We start from the raw sequence: 21615 nt of genomic DNA, 5'->3' as shown, positions 1-21615 counted from the left end.
GATGATTAAAATTGGAATCATAGGAGGAGCGGGATATACCGCAGGTGAGTTGTTGAGACTCTTACTTTGGCATCCCGAGGCAGAGATTGTTTTTGTGCAGAGTAGTAGTCATAATGGGCAGGCCATCAGTAAGGTGCACAAAGACTTATTAGGCGAATGTTATTTGAATTTTACATCGGCCAATTTTGAGGCGGTAGATGTTATTTTTCTTTGCTCGGGGCATGGTCAGAGCAAAAGCTTTTTTGAAAAGAACAAACTGCCGGAAAATCTAAAGGTCATCGATTTGAGTATGGACTTCAGATTAGAAAGCAAGGCCCATGCGTTTGTCTATGGCCTGCCGGAAATGAATAAAGAAGCGATTGCAAAGGCCAAATACATTGCAAATCCAGGTTGTTTTGCGACTGCAATTGAGTTGGCATTATTGCCCTTGGCCAAACATCAGGCTTTAAACGACGACGTGCATGTAACCGCCATTACAGGTTCGACAGGAGCCGGTCAGGCACCTACTGAAACGTCTCATTTTTCGTGGAAGAATAATAATGTGTCACTTTATAAAGCATTTGAACACCAACACTTAGCTGAGATTGAAGAGAGTCTTTGTAAATTACAGAATAGTTTTAAGCAAGCGGTAAATTTTATCCCGGTTCGGGGGAATTTCTCCCGAGGAATTTTAGCATCGGTTTATACCCAATGTCATTGGAGTCTTATCGAAGCCATGGTTCATTATCAGAACTATTATCAGGATCATCCTTTTGTGGTGATCAGTGATGTGAATACCGATGTGAAGCAAGCGGTGAATACCAACAAGTGCATTTTGCATTTGGAGAAACACGGTGATAAGCTCTTGATCGTTTCAACGATTGATAATTTGTTGAAAGGAGCTTCGGGACAGGCTGTACAGAATATGAACATCCTATTTGGATTGCCTGAAGATGCGGGTTTAAGACTGAAACCAGTCGCTTTTTAATTTATGAATTTTGAGTTGAGATGGGTGATTAGAGATTTCTACGCCATTCAAATTTCTAATTCATCTGTCTCAATTTCTAAATATAGTTTACAATGCAATTATTCAATACATATACAAAATACGATATCAACCTGCTATCAGGTGAGGGCATTACGCTCGCCGATGCGGAGGGAAAAGAATACAAAGATTTTTATGGGGGACATGGTGTGATTTCTATCGGCCATTCTCATCCACATTACCTGTTTCGTCTCGAAAATCAGATAAGATGTCTGGGTTTCTATTCCAATGTGGTTGAGAACAAACTGCAGGATCAATTGGCAGAGAAACTGGGTGAGCTTTCGGGTTATACCGATTACAATCTGTTTTTGTGCAACTCAGGAGCAGAAGCCAATGAGAATGCCTTGAAATTAGCCGCTTTCCATACAGGGAAATCAAAGGTCATCGCCATCAAAGGCGCTTTTCATGGAAGAACCGGCGGCGCTCTTGCGGTGACAGATAATGCCAAGCTGGCTTCAAGCTATAATGCCAAGCACGAGGTGGTTTTTATAGAGATGAACGATACGGAGGCTTTAAAAAAGGAGCTTGAAAAGGGCGATGTTGCAGCTTTTATTGTGGAAGGCATACAGGGGGTTAATGGCGTTGTCATACCCGAGACTAAGTTTTTAAAGGAGGCGGAAAGTCTTTGTCAAAAATATGGCGCCCTATTGATTCTCGATGAGATTCAATCGGGTTATGGAAGAACAGGGATGTTTTTTGCACACCAGCACTCAGATATCAAAGCCGATATCATTACAACTGCTAAGGGGATGGGGAATGGATTTCCTCTTGCTGGTGTGCTGATTCATCCTAAAATTGAAGGGAAATCAGGACTTTTGGGAACCACATTTGGTGGCAACCATCTGGCTTGTGCGGCAGGAATCGCTGTTTTGGAAGTGATGAAAGAAGAAAAACTGATTGAGAATGCGGCCAAAGTGGGGCAGTATTTGGCAAATGAACTTATAAAGCTTATGGGAGAGAAAGCTGTAAGAGCCAAGGGTTTGATGATGGGTGTTGATTTGGAAAATATGGCTGAGATAAAGTCGGCTTTACTTTTTGAGAAAGGCTATTTCACGGGCGCATCAGGGAAAAAGACCTTAAGATTGCTACCGCCTTTAACGCTTACACTGGCAGAGGCCGAAACCTTTATTAGTGAGTTTTCATCCCTAATCAAAAAGCAATAGAGATGAAAGAACTAACGCTAGTAAAAATTGGAGGCAATCTGATTGATGATGAAAGAAAGTTGTCAGCCAGTCTTGAAGCCTTTTCGAAGATAAAAGGGGCTAAACTTCTGGTTCATGGAGGTGGCAAATTGGCTACAGATATGGCTAAACAATTGGGTATTGAATCCCCCATGATTGATGGACGGCGAATAACCAATGCAGAGACTTTAAAGGTGGTCAGTATGGTGTATGCCGGTTGGATCAATAAAAAGATTGTAGCGGGACTACAGGCTTTGAATCAAAAAGCAATTGGTTTATGTGGTGCAGACGACAACTTGATTTTAGCAGAAAAACGTCAGCATGCCAGTATCGATTATGGTTTTGTTGGTGATGTGGTTGCGGTTAACAAACAGGCTGTATCAGATTTCATTGAGCAAAATAAGGTCTTGGTGCTATCAGCCATCACACACGATGGGAAAGGACAGCTCTTGAACACCAATGCGGATACAATTGCTACGGAAATTGCCATCGCAATGAGCGAGAATTATCAGGTGAAACTGATTTATTCCTTTGAAAAGCCCGGGGTTTTAACTCATCCTGATGATGATGCGAGTTTTTTGAAGAGTTTAGACCTTAATCTCTATAAGGAAATGAAAGAGAATGGATCAATAAACAAGGGCATGATACCGAAGACTGAAAATGCTTTCAGAGCTTTCAATAAAGGGGTTGACGTGCTTATTGGTGATCTTTTGAGAATGTCGGGTGACGACTATTGTGGAACCGAATTGACAGCCTGTAAGTGATGAATTTAGAGAAATATAAAACACTTGCCATTGAAAGCCTTAAGGGGTTAATTGGCATACAATCATACAGTAAAGAGGAAAATCATGCTGCTGATTTTATAGAAACAATTCTAAAATCAAAGGCTTATCAAACCAATAGAAAAGCGAATAACATTTGGGTTTATGGCAAACACAATGCCGAAGGGAAACCCTTATTGTTACTGAATTCTCATTTGGATACGGTCAATGCCTCTGCATCCTGGACAAAGAATCCTTTTGAAGCTCATGTGGAAGATGGAAAACTTTATGGTCTTGGATCGAATGATGCGGGTGGCTGCTTATGCTCACTAATGGCTACTTTTCTTGCTCTTGATGAAAAGGAACAAGCCTATAATTTGGTTTTTGCAGCTTCTGCCGAAGAAGAAATTTCGGGTGTGAATGGTTTCGAACTGATTCAGGATGCGATTGGGAAGATAGACCTGGGAATTGTTGGTGAACCCACGCTAATGCAGATGGCTATTGCCGAAAAGGGTTTAATGGTTTTGGATGTTGAAACCAAAGGCATTGCCGGGCATGCAGCCCGAGGTGAAGGGGTGAATGCCATTGATAAAGCCATGAAGGATTTGCAATGGTTTCAAACCTACAAATTTGATAAGGAATCGGATATACTCGGCCCTGTGAAAATGACGGTGACTCAAATTGAAGCCGGTTGTCAACACAATGTGGTGCCGGATAATTGCCGATTTGTTGTGGATGTGAGAAGTAACGAACACTACAGCAATCAGGATTTATTTAAATTGATTGATCAGCAAACCGAAAGCGATGTAAAAGCCAGATCCTTTAGAATGAATTCATCGGGCATCGATTTGAATCACCCGCTTGTTCAGGCCGGAATCAAAATAGGAAGAAGCTATTATGGCTCGCCAACCACATCAGATCAGGCCATTATGAAAGGCTTCCCAACATTGAAATTTGGACCAGGAGATTCAGCTCGTTCACATACGGTTAACGAATACATCAATTTGTCAGAAATAGAAGAAGGTGTTGAGATCTATTACCAGCTTTTGAATGGACTTGATCTTGAAATAAAAGGATAACTAAACGTAAAATGACACAGATATGAAACTTTGGGATAAAGGCACGAAGATGAATCAGAATGTAGAAAACTTTACGGTTGGGAAAGATCGCGAGCTTGATTTGCAATTGGCTCCTTTTGATGTGTTGGGTTCATTAGCACACTGTAAGATGTTGGCAAGTATTGGTTTGTTGGAGTCTGAGGAGTTAGCTTTGGTTGAAAAGGAATTGCAAAAGATATTTACTGGCATTGAAAAGGGAGATTTTGAGATAGAAGAGGGCATTGAAGATGTGCACTCACAAGTCGAATATCTTCTGACACAGACTTTAGGTGATGTGGGAAAGAAGATACACTCAGGCCGTTCAAGAAACGATCAGGTTCTTTTGGATTTGAAACTGTTTACACGTCATCAGATTGAACAAGTGGTGAACGAAGCCAAAGCTCTGTTTGATTTGTTAATCGAAAACTCTGAAAAGTATAAAGGTGCTCTTATACCAGGCTATACGCACTTGCAAGTGGCCATGCCATCTTCATTTGGTTTATGGTTTGGGGCTTATGCCGAAGCGTTAGCTGATGATTTGAGCTTGTTGCAAGCCGCTTTTAAAATGGTTGATCAGAATCCATTGGGGTCTGGTGCCGGATACGGTTCCTCATTTCCACTGAATCGTCAGATGACGACTGACTTGTTGGGTTTTGAAAATCTGAACTATAACGTGGTCTACGCTCAGATGGGTAGGGGGAAAATGGAATTCGCAGTTGTATCTGCTCTGTCGAATATAGCTTACACCATAGGAAAATTAGCGATGGATGCCTGCTTGTACAACTCACAAAATTTTGGTTTTATCAGTTTTGCTGACGAGTTTACGACCGGAAGTAGCATTATGCCACATAAGAAGAATCCTGATGTGTTTGAGTTGGTAAGAGCTAGAGCGAATTCGCTACAAGTATTACCCACACAAATACAGTCTGTGAGTTCAAATTTACCTTCAGGCTATCATAGAGATTATCAGTTGATTAAGGAGTTTTTTATGCCGGCTTTCGATCAGTTAATTTCATGTTTAGAGATGACTAAAACCATGTTGTCGAATGTTAAGCTTAATGAGAGTTTGCTGGATGACGAAAGATACCAATACCTCTTCACCGTTGAGATGGTGAATGAGTTGGTGCTTAAAGGCGTGCCATTTCGAGATGCTTATAAAGAAGTTGGGGCTTTGGTTGAATCGGGGAAATTCAAATTTGAAGGTGATTTGAAACACCAACATGAAGGAAGCATCGGTAATTTATGCAATGCGCAAATCAAATCGAAACTGGAAAAAACACTTGAGGCATTTAATTTCGAAAAGATCGATCAGGCATATCAAAATTTATTAGGGAGAAGTTAGTATCTTAATAGACGATTGATTTTAAATATTATAACAACCATTATATAATTACAATTTATGTTGAAACAAGCAAAGTTAATACTGGAAGATGGTAGTGAGTACCTGGGCACTTCTTTTGGTTATGAAGGATCTGTAGCCGGAGAAATGGTCTTTAATACAGCTATGACGGGTTATCCTGAAAGTTTGAGTGATCCTTCGTATCGCGGACAGATTTTGGTAACAACCTTTCCTTTGATTGGGAATTACGGTGTTCCCGGCGACAGAAAAGAAGATGATTTGTTTCGTCACTTCGAGTCTGAGAAAATTCAACTATCAGGTTTTGTCGTTTCGGATTACACCGAGGATTTTAGCCATTGGAATGCAAGTTTGAGTCTTTCGGATTGGATGAAAGAGCACAAGATTCCTGGTATTTATGGCGTAGACACACGAGCACTTACAAAGAAGCTTCGTAATGGGGGGAGTATGAAGGCCAAGATTGTTTTTGATGATCAGGATCTGCCTTTTGAGGATCCCAATTCCCGCCATTTGGTTTCTGAGGTCAGCACAACAGAGATTAAGAGCTATGGCAATGGAAAACATAAAGTGCTTTTATTGGATTGTGGGGTTAAAAATAACATCATCCGTTGTTTGCTGAAACGGGATACCACGATTATCCGTGTGCCTTACGATTTTGATTTTACGAATGAAGATTACGATGGTTTGTTTATTTCAAATGGCCCTGGTGATCCAAAATTGAACATCAAAGCGATTGAGCATGTGAAAACGGCTATTAGCCAGGATCGACCTATTATGGGAATTTGTTTGGGAACACAGCTGATGGCTTTAGCTGCCGGAGCAGATACTTATAAATTGAAATATGGTCACAGATCTCACAATCAGCCAGTGCTATTAAATGGGACCAAGCGTTGTTTTATCACTTCTCAAAATCATGGTTATGCAATCAATACGGACACATTGCCATCGGATTGGGAGGTTTTGTTTGAGAATGCTAATGATAATACCTGTGAGGGGATTAAGCACAAAAGTAAACCTTTCTTTGCATCTCAGTTCCATCCGGAAGCCTCAAGTGGGCCGACTGATACTGAGTTCTTGTTTGATGACTTCATCGAAATGATGGAAAAATACAAGGATAAAAGAGTAAAGTAAAAAGGAGAAAATTTAAAGGAAAAAGTGACTTAACATTAACTCAGAAAAGTATGACTCATAATATAAAGAAAGTATTGGTATTAGGTTCAGGAGCGCTTAAGATTGGTGAAGCGGGTGAATTTGATTATTCTGGATCTCAGGCTTTAAAAGCCATGAAAGAGGAGGGTATTAAAACGGTTTTGATTAATCCCAATATCGCAACAGTACAGACATCCAAAGGGATTGCAGATGAAATTTATTTTTTACCTGTGACCCCTTATTTTGTCGAACAAGTGATTCTTAAAGAAAAGCCCGATGGTATTCTTTTAGCTTTTGGAGGGCAAACGGCCTTGAATTGCGGGATTGAGCTTTTTAATGCCGGAACACTTAAGAAATATAACCTGAAGGTTTTAGGTACGCCTATCGAAACAATCATCAAAACAGAAGATAGAGAGATATTTGCCAATGAACTTCGCAAAATTGATGTGAAAACGCCAAAGAGCATGGCTGTAGAATCGATTGACGATGCTTTAGCTGCGGCAGGAGAGTTGGGTTTTCCGATTATTGTCCGTGCTGCCTTTACCCTTGGAGGTCAAGGTTCCGGATTCTGCAACAATATGGATGAATTGAGAACTCTGGCAGAAAATGCCTTATCCTATTCGTCCCAGATTTTGGTCGAAGAATCCCTGAAGGGATGGAAAGAGGTTGAGTATGAAGTGGTCCGTGACGCTTACGACAATTGCATTACCGTTTGTAATATGGAAAACTTCGATCCGCTTGGAATTCATACCGGCGAGAGTATTGTAATTGCACCATCACAGACGCTAACCAACTCAGAATATCACAAGCTCAGATCACTTGCCCTGAAAATCATTCGTCATATGGGTGTGGTTGGAGAATGTAATGTGCAGTATGCTTTGGATCCAAATTCCGAGGATTATCGTGTGATCGAGGTAAATGCTCGTTTGTCACGTTCTTCTGCATTAGCTTCAAAGGCAACGGGTTATCCTTTAGCCTTTGTAGCGGCAAAACTGGGCTTGGGTTATGCACTTCAGGATTTGAAGAATGCGGTGACAAAGACCACAACGGCTTGTTTTGAGCCTGCTCTTGACTATGTGGTGTGTAAAATCCCTCGTTGGGATTTAAATAAGTTCGAAGGGGTAACCAAGGAAATTGGTTCCAGTATGAAATCGGTGGGCGAAGTGATGGCTATTGGTCGAAACTTTGAAGAGGCCATTCAGAAAGGGCTTAGAATGATCGGACAGGGCATGCATGGTTTCGTTGGTAATCCACACTCAAAGTTTGAAGATGTGGATCAGGAACTCTCTAATCCAACGGATATGCGAATTTTTGCTATCGCACAGGCTTTTGAGAAGGGCTACTCTGTCAATCAAATTCACGATTTAACAGCGATTGATAAATGGTTCTTAAGCAAATTGGAGAATATCAGCAAGCTAAAATGGGAGCTTAAAAAGTTTAATCAAGTCGATGCTTTAGATACGACTCTCTTCAGAAAAGCTAAGGTCTATGGTTTCTCAGATTTTCAGATCGCACGTTTTGTTTTAAAACCGAAAGATGGCAATATGGAAACTGAGCTTTTACAGGTGAGAAATGCCCGTAAAAAACTCGGTATTGTTCCGGTTGTGAAGCAAATTGACACGCTTGCTGCTGAATATCCAGCTCAAACCAATTATCTTTATTTGACTTATAGTGGAAGTGAAAATGACTTGGTTTATGAGATTGACAATAAGTCTGTTATCGTTTTAGGATCGGGTGCTTATCGTATTGGTTCCAGTGTGGAATTCGATTGGTGTAGTGTGAATGCTTTGAATGGTGTGAAGAAAGAAGGCTACCGATCCGTCATGATCAACTACAATCCTGAAACGGTTAGTACGGATTATGATGTTTGTGACCGTCTGTACTTCGATGAACTATCATTTGAAAGAGTCCTTGATATTATCGAATTAGAGCAGCCTAAGGGCGTTGTGGTATCAGTAGGAGGTCAGATACCCAATAATCTCTCGATGCGCCTGCACAAAGCGGATGTGGAGGTTTTAGGAACGTCTCCTGAGAGTATCGATAGGGCGGAAAACAGAAAGACGTTTTCTGCAATGCTTGACGATTTGAAAATTGACCAACCTCGTTGGGAAGAATTGACAAGTATTAAGGCCATCCACAGTTTTATTGATGAAGTAGGATTCCCTGTTCTGATTCGTCCGAGTTATGTGCTTTCGGGAGCCGCTATGAATGTGGTATCCAATAAAAATGAACTGGAACACTTCTTGAATCTGGCCAAACAGGTATCCAAGCAATATCCAGTTGTGGTTAGCGAGTTTATTCAGCAAGCCAAAGAGATTGAGTTTGATGGTGTGGCTAAAGATGGTGAAGTTTTGATTGATGCTATTTCGGAACATGTTGAGTTTGCTGGGGTTCACTCAGGAGATGCCACTCTGGTATTCCCACCTCAAAAACTTTATTTCGAGACGATTCGTCGAATTAGAAAGATTGCAAAAGAAATTGCAAAATCGTTGAATATAACAGGACCATTTAATATGCAGCTTCTGGCAAAGGATAACGATATAAAAGTGATCGAATGTAATTTGAGAGCCAGTCGTAGTTTCCCATTTGTATCGAAAGTTATGGATTACAATTTTGTGGAATTAGCTATGAAAGCCATGCTGAATGGAACGATTCCAACACAAATGCCTTCTATGTTTGAATTGGAAAATATTGGGGTGAAAGCCTCACAATTCTCTTTCTCCAGACTATCAAAAGCGGATCCTGTTTTGGGTGTTGATATGGCTTCAACGGGTGAAGTGGGCTGTATTGGGCCAGATTATTACGATGCAATATTAAAGTCAATGCTTTCAGTGGGTTATAGGATCCCGAAGAAGGCCGTTCTGATTAGTAGTGGACCCATTCGCTCAAAGATTGAATTGCTTCAGAGTACGCTGATGTTACAAGATAAAGGTTATAAAATATACGGAACCAGAGGTACTGCAAAATTCCTTTCTGAGAACGATGTTGAGATAGAAGCTGTCGCCTGGCCGGATGAAAAGGGTGAGAAAACAGCCTTGGATTTAATCCGAAACAAAGAGGTTGATTTTGTTATTAATATTCCAAAGAATTTAAGTGAAGATGAGCTTTATAATGATTATCAAATCAGACGAGCCGCCATTGACTTGAATGTTCCTTTGGTGACCAATGCAAGATTAGCCAGTGCTTTTATTTATTCTTTCTGTAAAAAATCACGGGAGACATTGGATATCAATACCTATAGCCACTATTTATCCTAGACTTCTAACACATTAACCAAGAAAAATCCCGTCAGGCTTTGAGCTCTGTCGGGATTTTATTTTTAATATAAGTACCGTACGTCATGTCGATATTCTGTTTTACTATCTAAAATAATTAGTTTTGTCCTTCATTTAATTCCGATTGAATTCATTATGGCTTTAAACTTCGATTATTCCAATGCCAGAGGTCAATACACCTTTTCAACTTTTGAGAGTAAGGTCCGATCAAGCGTGCCTTACTTTGTTTACCTACCACCCAATTGGAATCCCAATGGAAGTTATCGATTGCTCTTATTTTTACATGGGCAAGGTGGTGATGAAAGAACTTTTTCAAAGTATGTTAGCGAAGATGACTTAAATCAATGGTTTAAGTCCGATATGATTTCTGATATTGTGATTGCAGGTGTTCGAGGAGATGAAGATCGGGATTTAATTCAATGGTTTACGCCTGAAAATGAAGCTTTACTTGTTCCGGAACTTAATGGGGAATTTATTGAGTATTGCAGAACAAATTTTAAAGCTGGGGATAATGATAAAGGCGTATCTCTGGAGGGGCATTCTCGTGGTGCCGGAGGAGCCCTGCATTATCTATTCAAATATCCGCAAAGTTTTAAATCTGTTATTGCTATGGGCTATGTTAGCGATTACAGCCTCGAGAAGAATAAAGAGATGGCTGATTTGAACCGGCAGGCTTTAATTGATTCAGGAGTGAACTTGTATCTTGAAATTGGAACTGAAGATCGTTTTGTCAGAAATCAGAACAGAAAGGCGTCTTTCGAGATGCATGATTTTCTGGATAAAATAAAACTACCCCACAGCTTTGAGTATCTGTATGGGGTAGAACATGGTTTTGACAGCTTTTGGCATCATCATTCTGATGATAATATTCAGAATGGTTTACGACATCTGAAAAGACATTGCATCGGTTTATAATGATGAGCCAAGAATGATCTTTCTGGCAATCGTTTCTGCATCAATTGTATCATCTGAGAATTTATAACCTATCTGGAAGATTATTCCATCGTGCCATGCGTAATAGATTGAAGCACCGGTTGAAGTGTGTTCAATATAATTTTTAGATGAATCGAAGGAGTAATAAGGGTACATGCTCGACCAATTTCTGAATCGATCCTTATAAAACAAGGGAAGTTCTGACGTTAATTCCAATTTTTGATAGATTCTTACATCCACAGGTTCACTGGGGCCGTCCATTTTGAATTCTTCAATCCATAGGTCAATAGGATCATTTTCTGATGCTGTATCAACAAAGGGATTATCCGGAAGTTGCGTAGCTGATATAATAAGGAAATCCTGATTGTTAGCCTTGTATTCAACATCTTCTTCGAAATAAGCAATTTGAATTTGAAAGACGAGTTTGTTGCTCTTATTCCAAAAAGTGACAATGTTGGCTTTCTCAGTGCCAGGTGTAAATGGAAAATCACCAACACTAGGCAAGTGAATGGCATTTTTCATTTCTTCAGGAATACTTGTTAAAGCTTCGGGAATAAGAGTTGGCATGTAGAAATTGACACCTTCTGCTTTAGGCTCTTCCAAAATCTTAAAATCGTAATTGTAAGTCCGCGCATCGCCATTTACTTCTTTTAATTTCTCAACTAAAGCTTCGTTTTCATCAACATATTCTAAATGCTCAGACTCTTTCTGACAAGAGAAAAATAGCATACTCAAGGTAATAAACGATAGGGGTAGAATAGTTCTCATAAATATGAAATTGTTGATTATATTCTACAAAAATAGTGCTTCTTATCTAGAAAATCAGAAATAAGTTGAATAAATAAGAGTTTTAAATGAAATTATATTTCGGTTTATTGTTGATAAAAGGATTAAAATTACAGATGAGTAACCTCAATTTTAAGACTTAGAGTTTTTTCTCAAAGTTGATTTGCAAGCTCCCAGGCAGTAAGAAAAACGAGTTGAGCAACACGCTCAATATTTTTATTGTTTAATTTATCTGCCGTGTCATTTTCTGTATGATAGTCTTGATGCAAGCCGTTAAAATACATGATGGCTGGAATACCTTTTTGTACAAATGAAGCTTGATCAGAAGCCCCGTAAAGGGGATTATGTGGTTGGTCGTATTCGTAATCGAGAATAAGTTTGGGATATAAAGTGTTTAAACTGTCACTCATTTTTTTCAACTTAGGTTGAAGATGAGATGTTCCCAAAAGATAGACATAGTCAGTTGATGAATGTTTGTCATCACAACGCCCTAGCATATCCAGGTTTAGGTTTGTTTTAATCGATTTCAGTGCAATGGGTGAATGATTAACAAAGAACTTAGAGCCTAACAAGCCTTTTTCTTCACCTGAAAAGGCAACAAACAGAATGCTGCGCTTGGGTCTCAATCCTTCGCGGGTAGCTTGTTTAAAGGCTTTAGCTATTTCAATTACAGCTGCCGTTCCCGAAGCATTATCATTTGCGCCATAGAACACATTTTCGCCATGTTTCCCCAAATGGTCGTAATGTGCAGAAATAACAATGTACTCATTGGGTTTTTCAGAGCCTTCAATCAGCGCATACACATTTTCTGTTTTGATAATATCGTTTTCTTTATTGAGGCTAAAATGAATTGAACTGCTTATGGTTCTGTTAACGTGTCTTTGTTTATTCGCTATTTCTTTTAGTTCTTTTGTTTTCAGTCCTGTCAGTTTTTTTGTCATCTGCGTTGAGATGGGAATAATGAGTTTCTCTTTTAAGCATTTGTACAAATCAGTTTGACCAGCGAGATAAACTGAGTCCTGAATGGGGTCATTTAGTAGAAATCGTTGATTTCGCACACGTTTTTTTGTATTCAAAAACCGATTGAATACTTTATTGTTGATGGGATCATTAAAAAGAATTAGTCTGGGAGCTGAGTGTTTCCATATGTGATGGACTTTGCGGAATGCTTTATAAAAATTTGAAGTTAGAAAAAGTACGGCTTTGTCAGAAAAATCAATTTCTGAAAAGTTTTCTATGGGCTCATTACCAATAAAAATAACATCCAGATCTAATGCAATTGAATCCTGCAGGGGATCAGCAATAAAGTCTTTATAATTAGAGAATATCTTTCTTTCGGTCCGTATTTTACCTGATGGCAATTTGAGTTTCGATAAGTTAAAACTTTGGAAATAGTTTAAGCTATCCGTGTTTTTCTTAATCCCTGTAAGTCCGCAATTTTTAAATTGATTGTAGATAAAGTTTGCAGCAAGTTTCTGGCCTTTTTTACCGGTTTCCCGACCTTCCATTCTGGACGAGCTCAATATCTCAATATTTTTTTTGAGTTCTTTCGCCTTAATCTGTCGGGCGAAGTCAATATTAGAATAGTTTTGTGAAAAACTAGCCAATGGAAGGCTCAAGGATAATATGAGGTAAAATCTGAATCGTTTCATACAGAATATTAGATATCATAAAATTTAAAAATAGCGATTTTATATTAAGATAGATATCTGAGCCTTAGAATTAATTTAAATGGGATAAAATAAATGCATATGACAAGAATACATTTTCACGAAAGCTTTTACGACATAATTCAGCAGGGGGAGAAGACTCAAACGGCTCGTATTGAGGAGCCACACTATCCTTTGGGTAAAGCAATGGCTGACTTTTCAGACGGGAGAAGTTTGCCTATTGAGATTGTTGAAATCTCGTATCTAACTATTAATGAGATGAGTTTGGATCAAGTACGAAAGGATGGCTTTAAGACCAAAGATGAATTATGGGATGCTTTGCTTGGTTTTTACCCTCATTTACAAGAAAATGATCCGTTGATGTTAGTGGAATTTAGATGCATTATGAATTAAAATATAAAATATTTAAAGTCTTTCTTCGTTTTAGATATTAAACTGCTTGTTTTTGAGAGGGATATAAATTATGTCGATTTCGTTAATCACAATTATATTGACGTTAATCTAAATATTTTTGTATTTCATCATTAATTATTAATAAAAAAGTTTTATAATTGTCAGAGAGAAATATAATTAAATATTTCCTGCCTTCTTTCTGAGCATGGGTTTATAGTTCTCTAAAGTCATTTTATAACAAGCATTAATATTGAAATAAAAATATACTTACAACCATTCACCTGAAAAATAGATCAAATTATGAAGAACGTCGCAGAATATAGCCATATTGTAGAAAAAGAAATCGAACAACATAAACTTGAAGCACGCAAGATATTAGACAAATTCGAAAAGAAGTTTAATAAGGGGAGTTTGGTTGTTGCTCATCATTTTAATCATGTAAGTTCTGAATTAATTCGATTGGTAAAATCAGAACTTGAAGCTGCAGGCTTTAAACCTGAGTTTGTAGGCAATAAGCCTAATGGACACATTGTGTTGAGAGTGAGCTTAATTCAATCTGCAATGATGTGTAATTAAAATATTATTTTGGGTTAATATTTTATGAAAATATTAAAGAGTTATTGGTTCTACCAGTAACTCTTTTTTTATATACTAAATATAATATTTAAGAAAGCTTGATCTTATATAGCTCTAAAGTGTATTGAGTATAATATTTATCTCAGATATTATTGTAACTTTATTTCCTATAAAAAGGGAAATAATGAACAAATATCTATTAATAAGCTTCTTGATTTTGGTCAGTATGTTTGGACAAAATGGAGAGGCCGGAGCTCAAAAGATGAATTACAAGCAGTTGCGACATAAAATGGTGAAGGAACAAATTGCAGCTCGTGGCATTAACGATAAGAATGTCATTAAGGCCATGCAAAAGGTTGAGCGTCATTTATTTGTCCCGAGTCAATTTCGTCATTTAGCTTATTCAGATTCTCCACTTCCTATTGGCTTTGGACAAACCATATCTCAGCCCTATATTGTTGGTATCATGACCCAATTATTGGATATCAATCCTGACAGTAAGGTTTTAGAGATTGGAACCGGGTCGGGGTATCAGGCAGCTATCTTGGGTGAGTTGTGTAAAGAGGTGTATAGTATTGAAATTGTTGAAGGCCTGGCTCTAAAAGCAAAATCGACCATCGAATCATTAAATTATGATAACTTACATTTAAAATGGGGAGATGGTTATATGGGATGGGAGGAACATGCGCCATATGATGCAATTATTGTAACCTGTTCGCCAAGTAAGATTCCACAGCCTTTAATTGATCAATTGGGCGAAAATGGTAATCTGGTGATTCCAATTGGTGCCAAGAATGTAAAAAGTTTGGTTCTTTTGAAAAAAATAGATGGAGAACTTGTTCGGAAAGATGTGATTCCGGTTCGTTTTGTGCCTATGATTGATGAAAAGGGCAGAGAATATTAAACCAGACAGACTTAAATAATAAAGGCTCGTTCTATGATAGCACGAGCCTTTATCTTATAAGGAGTTGAGCTTAGAATCCCAAGCCAAATTTTCCCCAGTACTTGTTTTCTAATTCTTTCCATCGAAGCATTGTGGCTCCGGTGAAGTCTCTGGTGTATTGATTCAGAAGCTGACGAGCTTCATCTTTCTGACCAGCCTCAATAAGTTTAGAAATCTTATTTTCAAGCACTGCACCATCTTCAAGACCTTTGCTTTCAAAGTGTGCAACATCAGCCATCATTTCTTCACGTGTGGTTTGCCATGCAACTGTTGCCAATTTGTTGGCCTTGCGGTAAGCCCAAATAGCGGCATCAGCACGGAAACGTTTTTGTCCGCAGTAATTGAATGCTTCAGGTAATTCAGTGCTTCCTGCGTAAATAGGAATACGTGGACTTTGACCTGGATTGTCAAATGAGAACCAAGCTACACCGCCAACTTCATCAGGTAACCAATCTCTCAATTGTGTTACAAACGAATATGAACACCATGATACAGCAACAGTACGTTGGTATTCAATTGTTCCTTCTTTTAGGAAATTACTTAAGTTACGTGTGTTTCCGGTTGGCCACGGATGTGCATTGGGAGCAATCACCGTATCCTGACCAATCACTTCTTTTTTGTCATTGTATTTTTTCTTGATCACCTTAAGGTTCTGAGTCATGTCGTATTTTGTACCCTCATAGGTTTCTCTGTACATGGCCATCACGTCATTCACAGAGATTTTCTTTTCAGGTTTCACTGAAAAAGGCAACTCTTTAGCGTCATAATCAAGATTCAGCGAAGGAGCAAAGTGACTTAATACGAAAAATTCACGAATGTTAAAAGGTTTCTCAACGCCACCATAGACTTCCCAGAATTTGAATTCCTTTTTGCCATCCCAACGTTTCAAACGTTTAGCTGCATCAAAGACATTGTCTGAAGCCATAAAATAGTCATCATTCTTAAGATCTAACTTCCCAATTCGTGAAATATTCGCAGAAATACCCACGTGGTCATCAGGAATACGCTGTGCAGCCCAAACGCCACCAATTTTATCAGGACCTTCACCAAAGATCTCCAGTTGCCAAACTTCTTTCTTGTCGGCAATGGTGATACATTCACCCCAATCGCCATAACCGTGCTTTTTAATCAGTTTACCGATCAATTTAATCGCATCGCGAGCCGTTGTGCAACGTTGCAGGGCAATTCGTTCCAATTCTTCGATCAGAAACATACCCTTATCGTTAACCAACTCTTCAGGACCTACAATAGTTGTTTCTCCTATAGCGAGTTGTTTTTCGTTAAGACATGGGTAAGCGGTATTTAAGTAGGCAAAAGTCGATTTTGCTTCATCAATTTCACCCACAAGCTTGACATTTCTTTGATCCCAGGCTGTTTCAGTTTTCAAAGTCCCTTTGTAGACTTTATGAGTGGCTTTTTTGTCAAATTTTTGTGCATTCTCTATGGTCAACCAGGTGCGGTAACGTCCGTCGCAGGTATGACTGGTGATAACTGAACCATCAGTTGTTGCTTTTTTTCCGACCATGATACTGGTACAGCTTTCTCCAAAAAACGGATCGTTTTTTTGTTCTAATACGCCTTGAGCATGAGTAAACTGCAGAGCAATACTGAAGCTCATAAGGGCTAATAAAAATGTTTTTTTCATGTGTTGTTTAAAAGGTTTAATATTGGTTTTAATTGCTATTTCTAGCATGGGTTGTACTGTGTGAAAATTCAGATGCCCAATATAGTTTTTTTACACTTGCTATTTCATGATAAATGCAATGTTTATAGACAGATTTTTTTTGATTAAAAGGATCTGAAAACCTGAAGCTGTTAAATAATGCTTAAGTCTTACATATTGTTTTTAATTATTTGAAATTAAACTTAACTTGAAGACTTAAATTTTCATGAGTCATTTCATAACAAAATAATATAAAAGACAGATTATGAATAATTTCGATTTTTACAATCCCGTTAAGATTCTTTTTGGAAAAGGGAAAATTTCAGAATTAAAGAAACATATCCCCGCAAAAGCTAATGTTTTAGTCACTTTTGGAGGAGGAAGCATCAAGAAAAATGGTGTTTACGATCAGGTGATGGCTGCTTTGGAAGGCTATAATGTAAAAGAGTTTGGAGGCATTGAGCCCAATCCGCATTTTGAAACTCTGATGAAAGCTGTTGAAGTCGTAAAAGCCGAAAAGATTGACTTTTTATTAGCCGTTGGTGGCGGTTCGGTTCTTGACGGGACGAAATTTATAGCTGCGGCATCATGTTATAAAGGCGAAGATGCCTGGGATATTTTGGCAAAGCGAGCACGTATTGAGTCAGCAATTGATTTGGGTGCTGTTTTAACGCTTGCAGCGACGGGTTCTGAAATGAATAGCGGTGGGGTTATTACAAAAGTGGCTACCAAAGAGAAGCTTGCTTTTGGTTCGCCTTTATTGTTCCCAAAATTTTCAATTTTAGATCCGGAGGTGACCTATTCGCTTCCAAAGAGACAAATTTCGAATGGAATTGCTGATGCCTTTGTTCACGTGATGGAACAATATCTGACTTATCCGGTGAATTCACCCGTTCAGGATCGTTTTGCAGAGGGTTTATTGATGACTTTAATTGAAGAAGGCACAAAGGCTTACAATTCTGAAACGCCAAATTATGACGAGTATGCCAATGTGATGTGGGCTGCAACAATGGCTCTGAATGGATTGATTGGTGCCGGCGTACAAAGCGACTGGGCAACTCATATGATGGGGCACGAGTTGACTGCTTTTCATGGTATTGATCACGCGGTCACTTTAGCTATTGTTCTTCCTGGATTGATGACTCATCTGAAGGATAAACGAAGCGTAAAGCTATTGCAATATGCTGAGAGAGTCTGGAATATTACCGAAGGAAGTGAGGAGGAGAGAAAAGCAATGGCCATCGTGAAAACGGAGGACTTTTTCAATCGAATTGGTATTCAAACTCGTTTGAGTCAGCACAATGTAGGAAAGGATACCATTGATACCATTATCAAACGATTTACAGACAGGCAACTGCCTTCTATTGGCATGCTACCTGATGTGAAAATTGAAGATGCAGAAAAGATTTTGCTAGATAGATTATAAAAAACATGTGGAGAGCTTGCATCTGAGGATGTGAGCTCTTTTTTCAACAAACAGTCTAACCAACACTTTCCCCAATGAAACAATTCCGCTACTTATTCATCAACCTTTTAATTATAATGGCACCCATTTATGGCAATTGGGATTTAATCAGTAATGGAAAACGCTGCCAGGGGACTGTGGTGGATATTAAAGAGATCAAGCAGCAGTTATTCTACGAAACGTATCCCATCATTACGTATAAAGTAGGGGATAAGACCTACAAAATACAAGGACCCGAGAATGCGGATTACCCCATTGGGAAACAGTTGGAGCTTATTTACGCCAAAGACAAACCCTCTGCAGCGATTATCTATTCGGTGTCTGGTTTTTTGAGTCAGTGGTACACTATTCTGGCTTTGGTACTCCTTATTTTATGGAATGCCTTTTATTTGAGCTTCCTGAAAGGGAAACCCCAATACACCCGTTCTTCTAATACAAATAAGAAGAAGTCATTAGAATAGGCGATGATTAATTTGCTGTGACTTTTTGAACTTTCAGCAAACGAAAGACCAGTCTTTCAGCCCAAGTGGGAAGATAAGATGCGACTTTTACAATGATTTGTTTGCCGAGAAGATATAAGGCTGAATAGAAAAAGACCTTATTGACAATATAGGTGCCTGCAATGATCAGTAATTTGTTTTCAGTAGGTAGGTTAAAGAAGGGAAAGCTTAGGTAAAGGATGAAGGTGATACCTGCTAAAGTCATTAAAATGTAACCAATCAATTTCTTCGAATTCATACGCCTCTATTGGTATTATTGTTTTAAAATCTAACTGTAGGATGAGTTGATTTTTACAATTCGGTACGCAATGTAGTGTTTTTTAGAGACATATGGCCGATTGAAATGTTAAAAAGATATAAAGATCATAAAAGAAAGGCATTGAAATGAGATTTTCAATGCCTCTTCTTTTTACAATATAGTTAGCCTTTTTTGATGACAGGCCTTACAATTCTTGCCAAGCCACCCAAGCTGGTTTCCCGATATTTCGATTGCAAATCTTTTCCTGTTTGCATCATCGTTTCAACCACCTGATCGAAGGATACCTTATGCGAACCGTCAGAGAAAAGAGAATAAACCGCACATTCTCTCGCTTTTTGAGAGATAAAGGCATTCCGTTCGATACACGGAATCTGTACATAACCATCAACAGGATCGCAGGTCAGCCCCAGATTGTGTTCAAAGCCCATTTCGGCAGCATACTCAACCTGCTTGGGCGTACCACCCATAATTTGTGCCGCAGCACCGGCAGCCATGGCACATGCTGTTCCCAGCTCACCCTGACAGCCCACTTCTGCACCTGAAATAGAACCATTGGTTTTTACAATATTTCCAATAAGACCAGCGGTTGCCAGGCCACGAATAATTCGTTTATCGCTGTATTCCTGATCGACCTTAAGGAAATAAAGGACGGCAGGAACAACACCCGAAGCCCCACAGGTTGGAGCGGTTACCACTTTACCACTGGCTGCATTTTCTTCGGCCACAGCCAGGGCTGCTGCAAAAATAAGTCCAATATTACCGGTTGACCCGGTTGTTGTTTTGGAACGGATGTAATAGGAGCCAGCCTTGCGGGCAATACGCAAAGTGCCGGGCAAAACACCTTCTTCTTCCAGGCCACGTGCGATTGAATCCTTCATCACTTCCCAAACATCCTCAAGGAAAGACCAGATTTCTTTGCCTTCACAAAACTCAACATACTCCCAAAACGAACGTCCCTCTTCAACACACCAGGCGAGAATATCATTCATGGTGGTTAGTTTATAAACCTGACTGGCATCGTTTAAAAGACCTGTGTTGTCGCGTAAATCGCCACCACCAACAGAATAAACCTCCCAGGCGTCAATAGCCTTATCGCCTTCAATGGCCTCAAAAAGTAAACCGTTGGGGTGAAGGGGTAATTCAACATCAGGTTTCCAGATGATTTCAACATCCAAAGGCTTAATAACGGTTTCAATCACCTTATCGGTCCCGTGACCAACACCGGTAGCGGCAAGGCTTCCATAAAGGGTCACACGAAAGCTTTTGATGGTGGGATGCTTGTCGATAAACATTTTAGCTGCTCGCCCCGGAGCAATGGTATGACTGCTTGATGGGCCATAACCTATTTTGTAGAGTTCTCTTAATGATTGCATGATTGTTTGAAGTATTTAATGTTTCCGGCAAATGTAAGAAATTCTGTTATATGGATGCCCTCATTGTGATATTTTGTGATGGTTGTTAGATCTGAAACATCATCCTGATTTAAATCCTTTATAATTGAGTAAACACATTCGGTAAACTAAGGCTATTGTAGCAAGTCTAAAAATCCTGTCAACAAAAAAAACGAACACCAGCATAAGCCAATATTCGTTTTTAGTTTCAGGTATCTATCCACTGCCTTATATTGTCTTCCAGCCGGGAATGCCATTGGATCGAGATTATAGAATAACTCACACCCCGATAAGAAGAAATATAAAACCAGCCAACGCCGCAAAGGTAGTAAAAAGATAGTTCGAAGAAAGCCTCATGTTAAATCATTTATTCAGATGATTTAAGGTGAGTTTGTTTTTTCGTTTGATTAAACAATACATAAAAACACACTTTTACTTTTCACTCTCTAATAGTGATATCTATCTTTATTAATAAAAAACTCTGGTGTAAAAATTTAAATGTCGCAAAAAAAAAATCGTTTGATGATTTGTGCATGAAAGCCTAATAATTACAGTGCATTTGATTTGTTGTGAACGCATGATTTTCGAGGACCAGTGATAATATTTGTATGATTAGTTGAGTTGATGATTGAATATTAAAGAGATTTATCCTTAACTTAGTGTCACGGTTTAACCTCCAAGGCGTACTGGATTACAGATCATAAACCTTGTTTTTTTGACTGTAAGTTGATTCTGAATATAAACAAAACGTATTTTGTATTGACTGAAACTCTCACCACGATACCGATATCAATCGGAACCTTCGCTGTCAGCCATCTACGATTAGAGAATTATTTAATTCTAAAAAAGAACGTACTACTTTGCTTTAAAAACGATTCGAAGTGATCGCTGCATGGCTTACAAAGTCAGCTATACAGTTTTCGGAAACAGCTACACACGATGTTTTAAGAGCTATAATGAATTCGGAAACTGCTATAAAGGATTCGGAAATTGCTATATCGAATTCGGAAGCTGCTATATAGAATTCGGAAACTGCTATAAAGGATTCGAGAACTGCTACACGCCATGTTTTAACAGGTAAATCGAATACAATCAAGAGGTGAATATTGAAATGATGAGCCGCTTGACAAACTTAAAGTGAAGACGAAAATGAAGATTGATAAGGACCAGGAAAATGGCTGGAAGCCCCATG

Annotated in this window: 18 protein-coding genes; 13 read left to right on the top strand and 5 right to left on the bottom strand. The window is 38.9% G+C overall.

What is annotated here, in order from left to right; genetic code table 11:
• Position 1: 1 nt before the first annotated feature.
• The 8 genes from argC (at position 2) to EV201_RS02680 (ending at position 10759) form a co-directional block, all read left to right on the top strand.
• Positions 2-967, top strand: a complete 966-nt coding sequence (argC, locus tag EV201_RS02715) for an N-acetyl-gamma-glutamyl-phosphate reductase (protein WP_130305864.1) — start codon at positions 2-4, stop codon at positions 965-967.
• 92 nt (positions 968-1059) lie between these two features.
• Positions 1060-2187 carry an aspartate aminotransferase family protein gene (locus EV201_RS02710; protein ID WP_130305863.1) on the top strand — a complete coding sequence of 376 codons (1128 nt, stop codon included), beginning with the start codon at positions 1060-1062 and terminating at the stop codon, positions 2185-2187.
• A gap of 2 nt (positions 2188-2189) precedes the next feature.
• Positions 2190-2969, top strand: a complete 780-nt coding sequence (argB, locus tag EV201_RS02705; protein ID WP_242610447.1) for an acetylglutamate kinase — start codon at positions 2190-2192, stop codon at positions 2967-2969.
• On the top strand, positions 2969-4045 hold the full coding sequence (locus tag EV201_RS02700; RefSeq protein WP_130305861.1) for a M20 family metallo-hydrolase: 1077 nt from the start codon (positions 2969-2971) through the stop codon (positions 4043-4045). Before argB ends, EV201_RS02700 begins: the two co-directional genes overlap by 1 nt.
• A 22-nt stretch (positions 4046-4067) precedes the next feature.
• Entirely contained in the window at positions 4068-5405 is a 1338-nt protein-coding gene (gene argH / locus EV201_RS02695) for an argininosuccinate lyase (RefSeq protein WP_130305860.1), read from the top strand.
• 57 nt (positions 5406-5462) lie between these two features.
• Positions 5463-6551, top strand: coding sequence for a glutamine-hydrolyzing carbamoyl-phosphate synthase small subunit (gene carA / locus EV201_RS02690; protein WP_130305859.1), 1089 nt, complete (start codon positions 5463-5465; stop codon positions 6549-6551).
• A gap of 50 nt (positions 6552-6601) precedes the next feature.
• Positions 6602-9826 carry a carbamoyl-phosphate synthase (glutamine-hydrolyzing) large subunit gene (carB, locus tag EV201_RS02685; protein ID WP_130305858.1) on the top strand — a complete coding sequence of 1075 codons (3225 nt, stop codon included), beginning with the start codon at positions 6602-6604 and terminating at the stop codon, positions 9824-9826.
• Between the two features lie 153 nt (positions 9827-9979).
• Complete coding sequence (locus EV201_RS02680) at positions 9980-10759, top strand: alpha/beta hydrolase (protein ID WP_130305857.1); 780 nt, start codon at positions 9980-9982, stop codon at positions 10757-10759.
• Here the strand turns inward: EV201_RS02680 and EV201_RS02675 are convergent.
• Together EV201_RS02675 and EV201_RS02670 are read right to left on the bottom strand one after the other, a co-directional pair.
• On the bottom strand, positions 10754-11545 hold the full coding sequence (locus EV201_RS02675) for a hypothetical protein (RefSeq protein WP_130305856.1): 792 nt from the start codon (positions 11543-11545) through the stop codon (positions 10754-10756). The genes EV201_RS02680 and EV201_RS02675 overlap by 6 nt on opposite strands.
• A 170-nt stretch (positions 11546-11715) precedes the next feature.
• Entirely contained in the window at positions 11716-13215 is a 1500-nt protein-coding gene (locus EV201_RS02670; protein WP_130305855.1) for a M28 family metallopeptidase, read from the bottom strand.
• Between the two features lie 99 nt (positions 13216-13314).
• Here EV201_RS02670 and EV201_RS02665 point away from each other — a divergent pair, with 99 nt between their 5' ends.
• The 3 genes from EV201_RS02665 to EV201_RS02655 all read left to right on the top strand — a co-directional run bounded on the left by EV201_RS02665 (position 13315) and on the right by EV201_RS02655 (position 15106).
• Positions 13315-13626, top strand: coding sequence for an ASCH domain-containing protein (locus EV201_RS02665; RefSeq protein WP_165389568.1), 312 nt, complete (start codon positions 13315-13317; stop codon positions 13624-13626).
• Positions 13627-13926: 300 nt separating this feature from the next.
• The gene (locus EV201_RS02660; protein ID WP_130305853.1) at positions 13927-14202 is read left to right on the top strand and encodes a hypothetical protein; all 276 of its coding nucleotides are present in this window, start codon (positions 13927-13929) and stop codon (positions 14200-14202) included.
• Between the two features lie 184 nt (positions 14203-14386).
• Positions 14387-15106, top strand: coding sequence for a protein-L-isoaspartate(D-aspartate) O-methyltransferase (locus EV201_RS02655; RefSeq protein ID WP_130305852.1), 720 nt, complete (start codon positions 14387-14389; stop codon positions 15104-15106).
• 70 nt (positions 15107-15176) lie between these two features.
• On the opposite strand, the gene EV201_RS02650 is transcribed toward EV201_RS02655, so the two are convergent.
• The gene (locus EV201_RS02650) at positions 15177-16790 is read right to left on the bottom strand and encodes a dipeptidase (protein WP_130305851.1); all 1614 of its coding nucleotides are present in this window, start codon (positions 16788-16790) and stop codon (positions 15177-15179) included.
• Between the two features lie 283 nt (positions 16791-17073).
• On the opposite strand from EV201_RS02650, the gene EV201_RS02645 reads away from it, so the two are divergent.
• Together EV201_RS02645 and EV201_RS02640 are read left to right on the top strand one after the other, a co-directional pair.
• Complete coding sequence (locus EV201_RS02645) at positions 17074-18234, top strand: iron-containing alcohol dehydrogenase (RefSeq protein WP_130305850.1); 1161 nt, start codon at positions 17074-17076, stop codon at positions 18232-18234.
• Between the two features lie 74 nt (positions 18235-18308).
• The gene (locus EV201_RS02640) at positions 18309-18734 is read left to right on the top strand and encodes a DUF3592 domain-containing protein (protein WP_130305849.1); all 426 of its coding nucleotides are present in this window, start codon (positions 18309-18311) and stop codon (positions 18732-18734) included.
• Positions 18735-18741: 7 nt separating this feature from the next.
• Here the strand turns inward: EV201_RS02640 and EV201_RS02635 are convergent, their stop codons facing one another.
• Together EV201_RS02635 and EV201_RS02630 are read right to left on the bottom strand one after the other, a co-directional pair.
• Positions 18742-19011 carry a hypothetical protein gene (locus tag EV201_RS02635; RefSeq protein WP_130305848.1) on the bottom strand — a complete coding sequence of 90 codons (270 nt, stop codon included), beginning with the start codon at positions 19009-19011 and terminating at the stop codon, positions 18742-18744.
• A gap of 182 nt (positions 19012-19193) precedes the next feature.
• Entirely contained in the window at positions 19194-20405 is a 1212-nt protein-coding gene (locus EV201_RS02630) for an L-serine ammonia-lyase (protein WP_130305847.1), read from the bottom strand.
• Positions 20406-21615: the final 1210 nt, after the last annotated feature.

The sequence above is a fragment of the Ancylomarina subtilis genome, assembly GCF_004217115.1.
Classification (GTDB): domain Bacteria; phylum Bacteroidota; class Bacteroidia; order Bacteroidales; family Marinifilaceae; genus Ancylomarina; species Ancylomarina subtilis.
Note: the sequence above shows the minus strand (reverse complement) of the source record. Positions and strands in the feature narration are given on the sequence as shown.

Excerpts from the sequence above, each read along its gene's own strand:
- argC (WP_130305864.1), top strand. The coding sequence starts at position 2 with ATGATTAAAATTGGAATCATAGGAGGAGCGGGATATACCGCAGGTGAG.
- EV201_RS02710 (WP_130305863.1), top strand. The coding sequence starts at position 1,060 with ATGCAATTATTCAATACATATACAAAATACGATATCAACCTGCTATCA.
- argB (WP_242610447.1), top strand. The coding sequence starts at position 2,190 with ATGAAAGAACTAACGCTAGTAAAAATTGGAGGCAATCTGATTGATGAT.
- EV201_RS02700 (WP_130305861.1), top strand. The coding sequence starts at position 2,969 with ATGAATTTAGAGAAATATAAAACACTTGCCATTGAAAGCCTTAAGGGG.
- argH (WP_130305860.1), top strand. The coding sequence starts at position 4,068 with ATGAAACTTTGGGATAAAGGCACGAAGATGAATCAGAATGTAGAAAAC.
- carA (WP_130305859.1), top strand. The coding sequence starts at position 5,463 with ATGTTGAAACAAGCAAAGTTAATACTGGAAGATGGTAGTGAGTACCTG.
- carB (WP_130305858.1), top strand. The coding sequence starts at position 6,602 with ATGACTCATAATATAAAGAAAGTATTGGTATTAGGTTCAGGAGCGCTT.
- EV201_RS02680 (WP_130305857.1), top strand. The coding sequence starts at position 9,980 with ATGGCTTTAAACTTCGATTATTCCAATGCCAGAGGTCAATACACCTTT.
- EV201_RS02675 (WP_130305856.1), bottom strand. The coding sequence starts at position 11,545 with ATGAGAACTATTCTACCCCTATCGTTTATTACCTTGAGTATGCTATTT.
- EV201_RS02670 (WP_130305855.1), bottom strand. The coding sequence starts at position 13,215 with ATGAAACGATTCAGATTTTACCTCATATTATCCTTGAGCCTTCCATTG.
- EV201_RS02665 (WP_165389568.1), top strand. The coding sequence starts at position 13,315 with ATGACAAGAATACATTTTCACGAAAGCTTTTACGACATAATTCAGCAG.
- EV201_RS02660 (WP_130305853.1), top strand. The coding sequence starts at position 13,927 with ATGAAGAACGTCGCAGAATATAGCCATATTGTAGAAAAAGAAATCGAA.
- EV201_RS02655 (WP_130305852.1), top strand. The coding sequence starts at position 14,387 with ATGAACAAATATCTATTAATAAGCTTCTTGATTTTGGTCAGTATGTTT.
- EV201_RS02650 (WP_130305851.1), bottom strand. The coding sequence starts at position 16,790 with ATGAAAAAAACATTTTTATTAGCCCTTATGAGCTTCAGTATTGCTCTG.
- EV201_RS02645 (WP_130305850.1), top strand. The coding sequence starts at position 17,074 with ATGAATAATTTCGATTTTTACAATCCCGTTAAGATTCTTTTTGGAAAA.
- EV201_RS02640 (WP_130305849.1), top strand. The coding sequence starts at position 18,309 with ATGAAACAATTCCGCTACTTATTCATCAACCTTTTAATTATAATGGCA.
- EV201_RS02635 (WP_130305848.1), bottom strand. The coding sequence starts at position 19,011 with ATGAATTCGAAGAAATTGATTGGTTACATTTTAATGACTTTAGCAGGT.
- EV201_RS02630 (WP_130305847.1), bottom strand. The coding sequence starts at position 20,405 with ATGCAATCATTAAGAGAACTCTACAAAATAGGTTATGGCCCATCAAGC.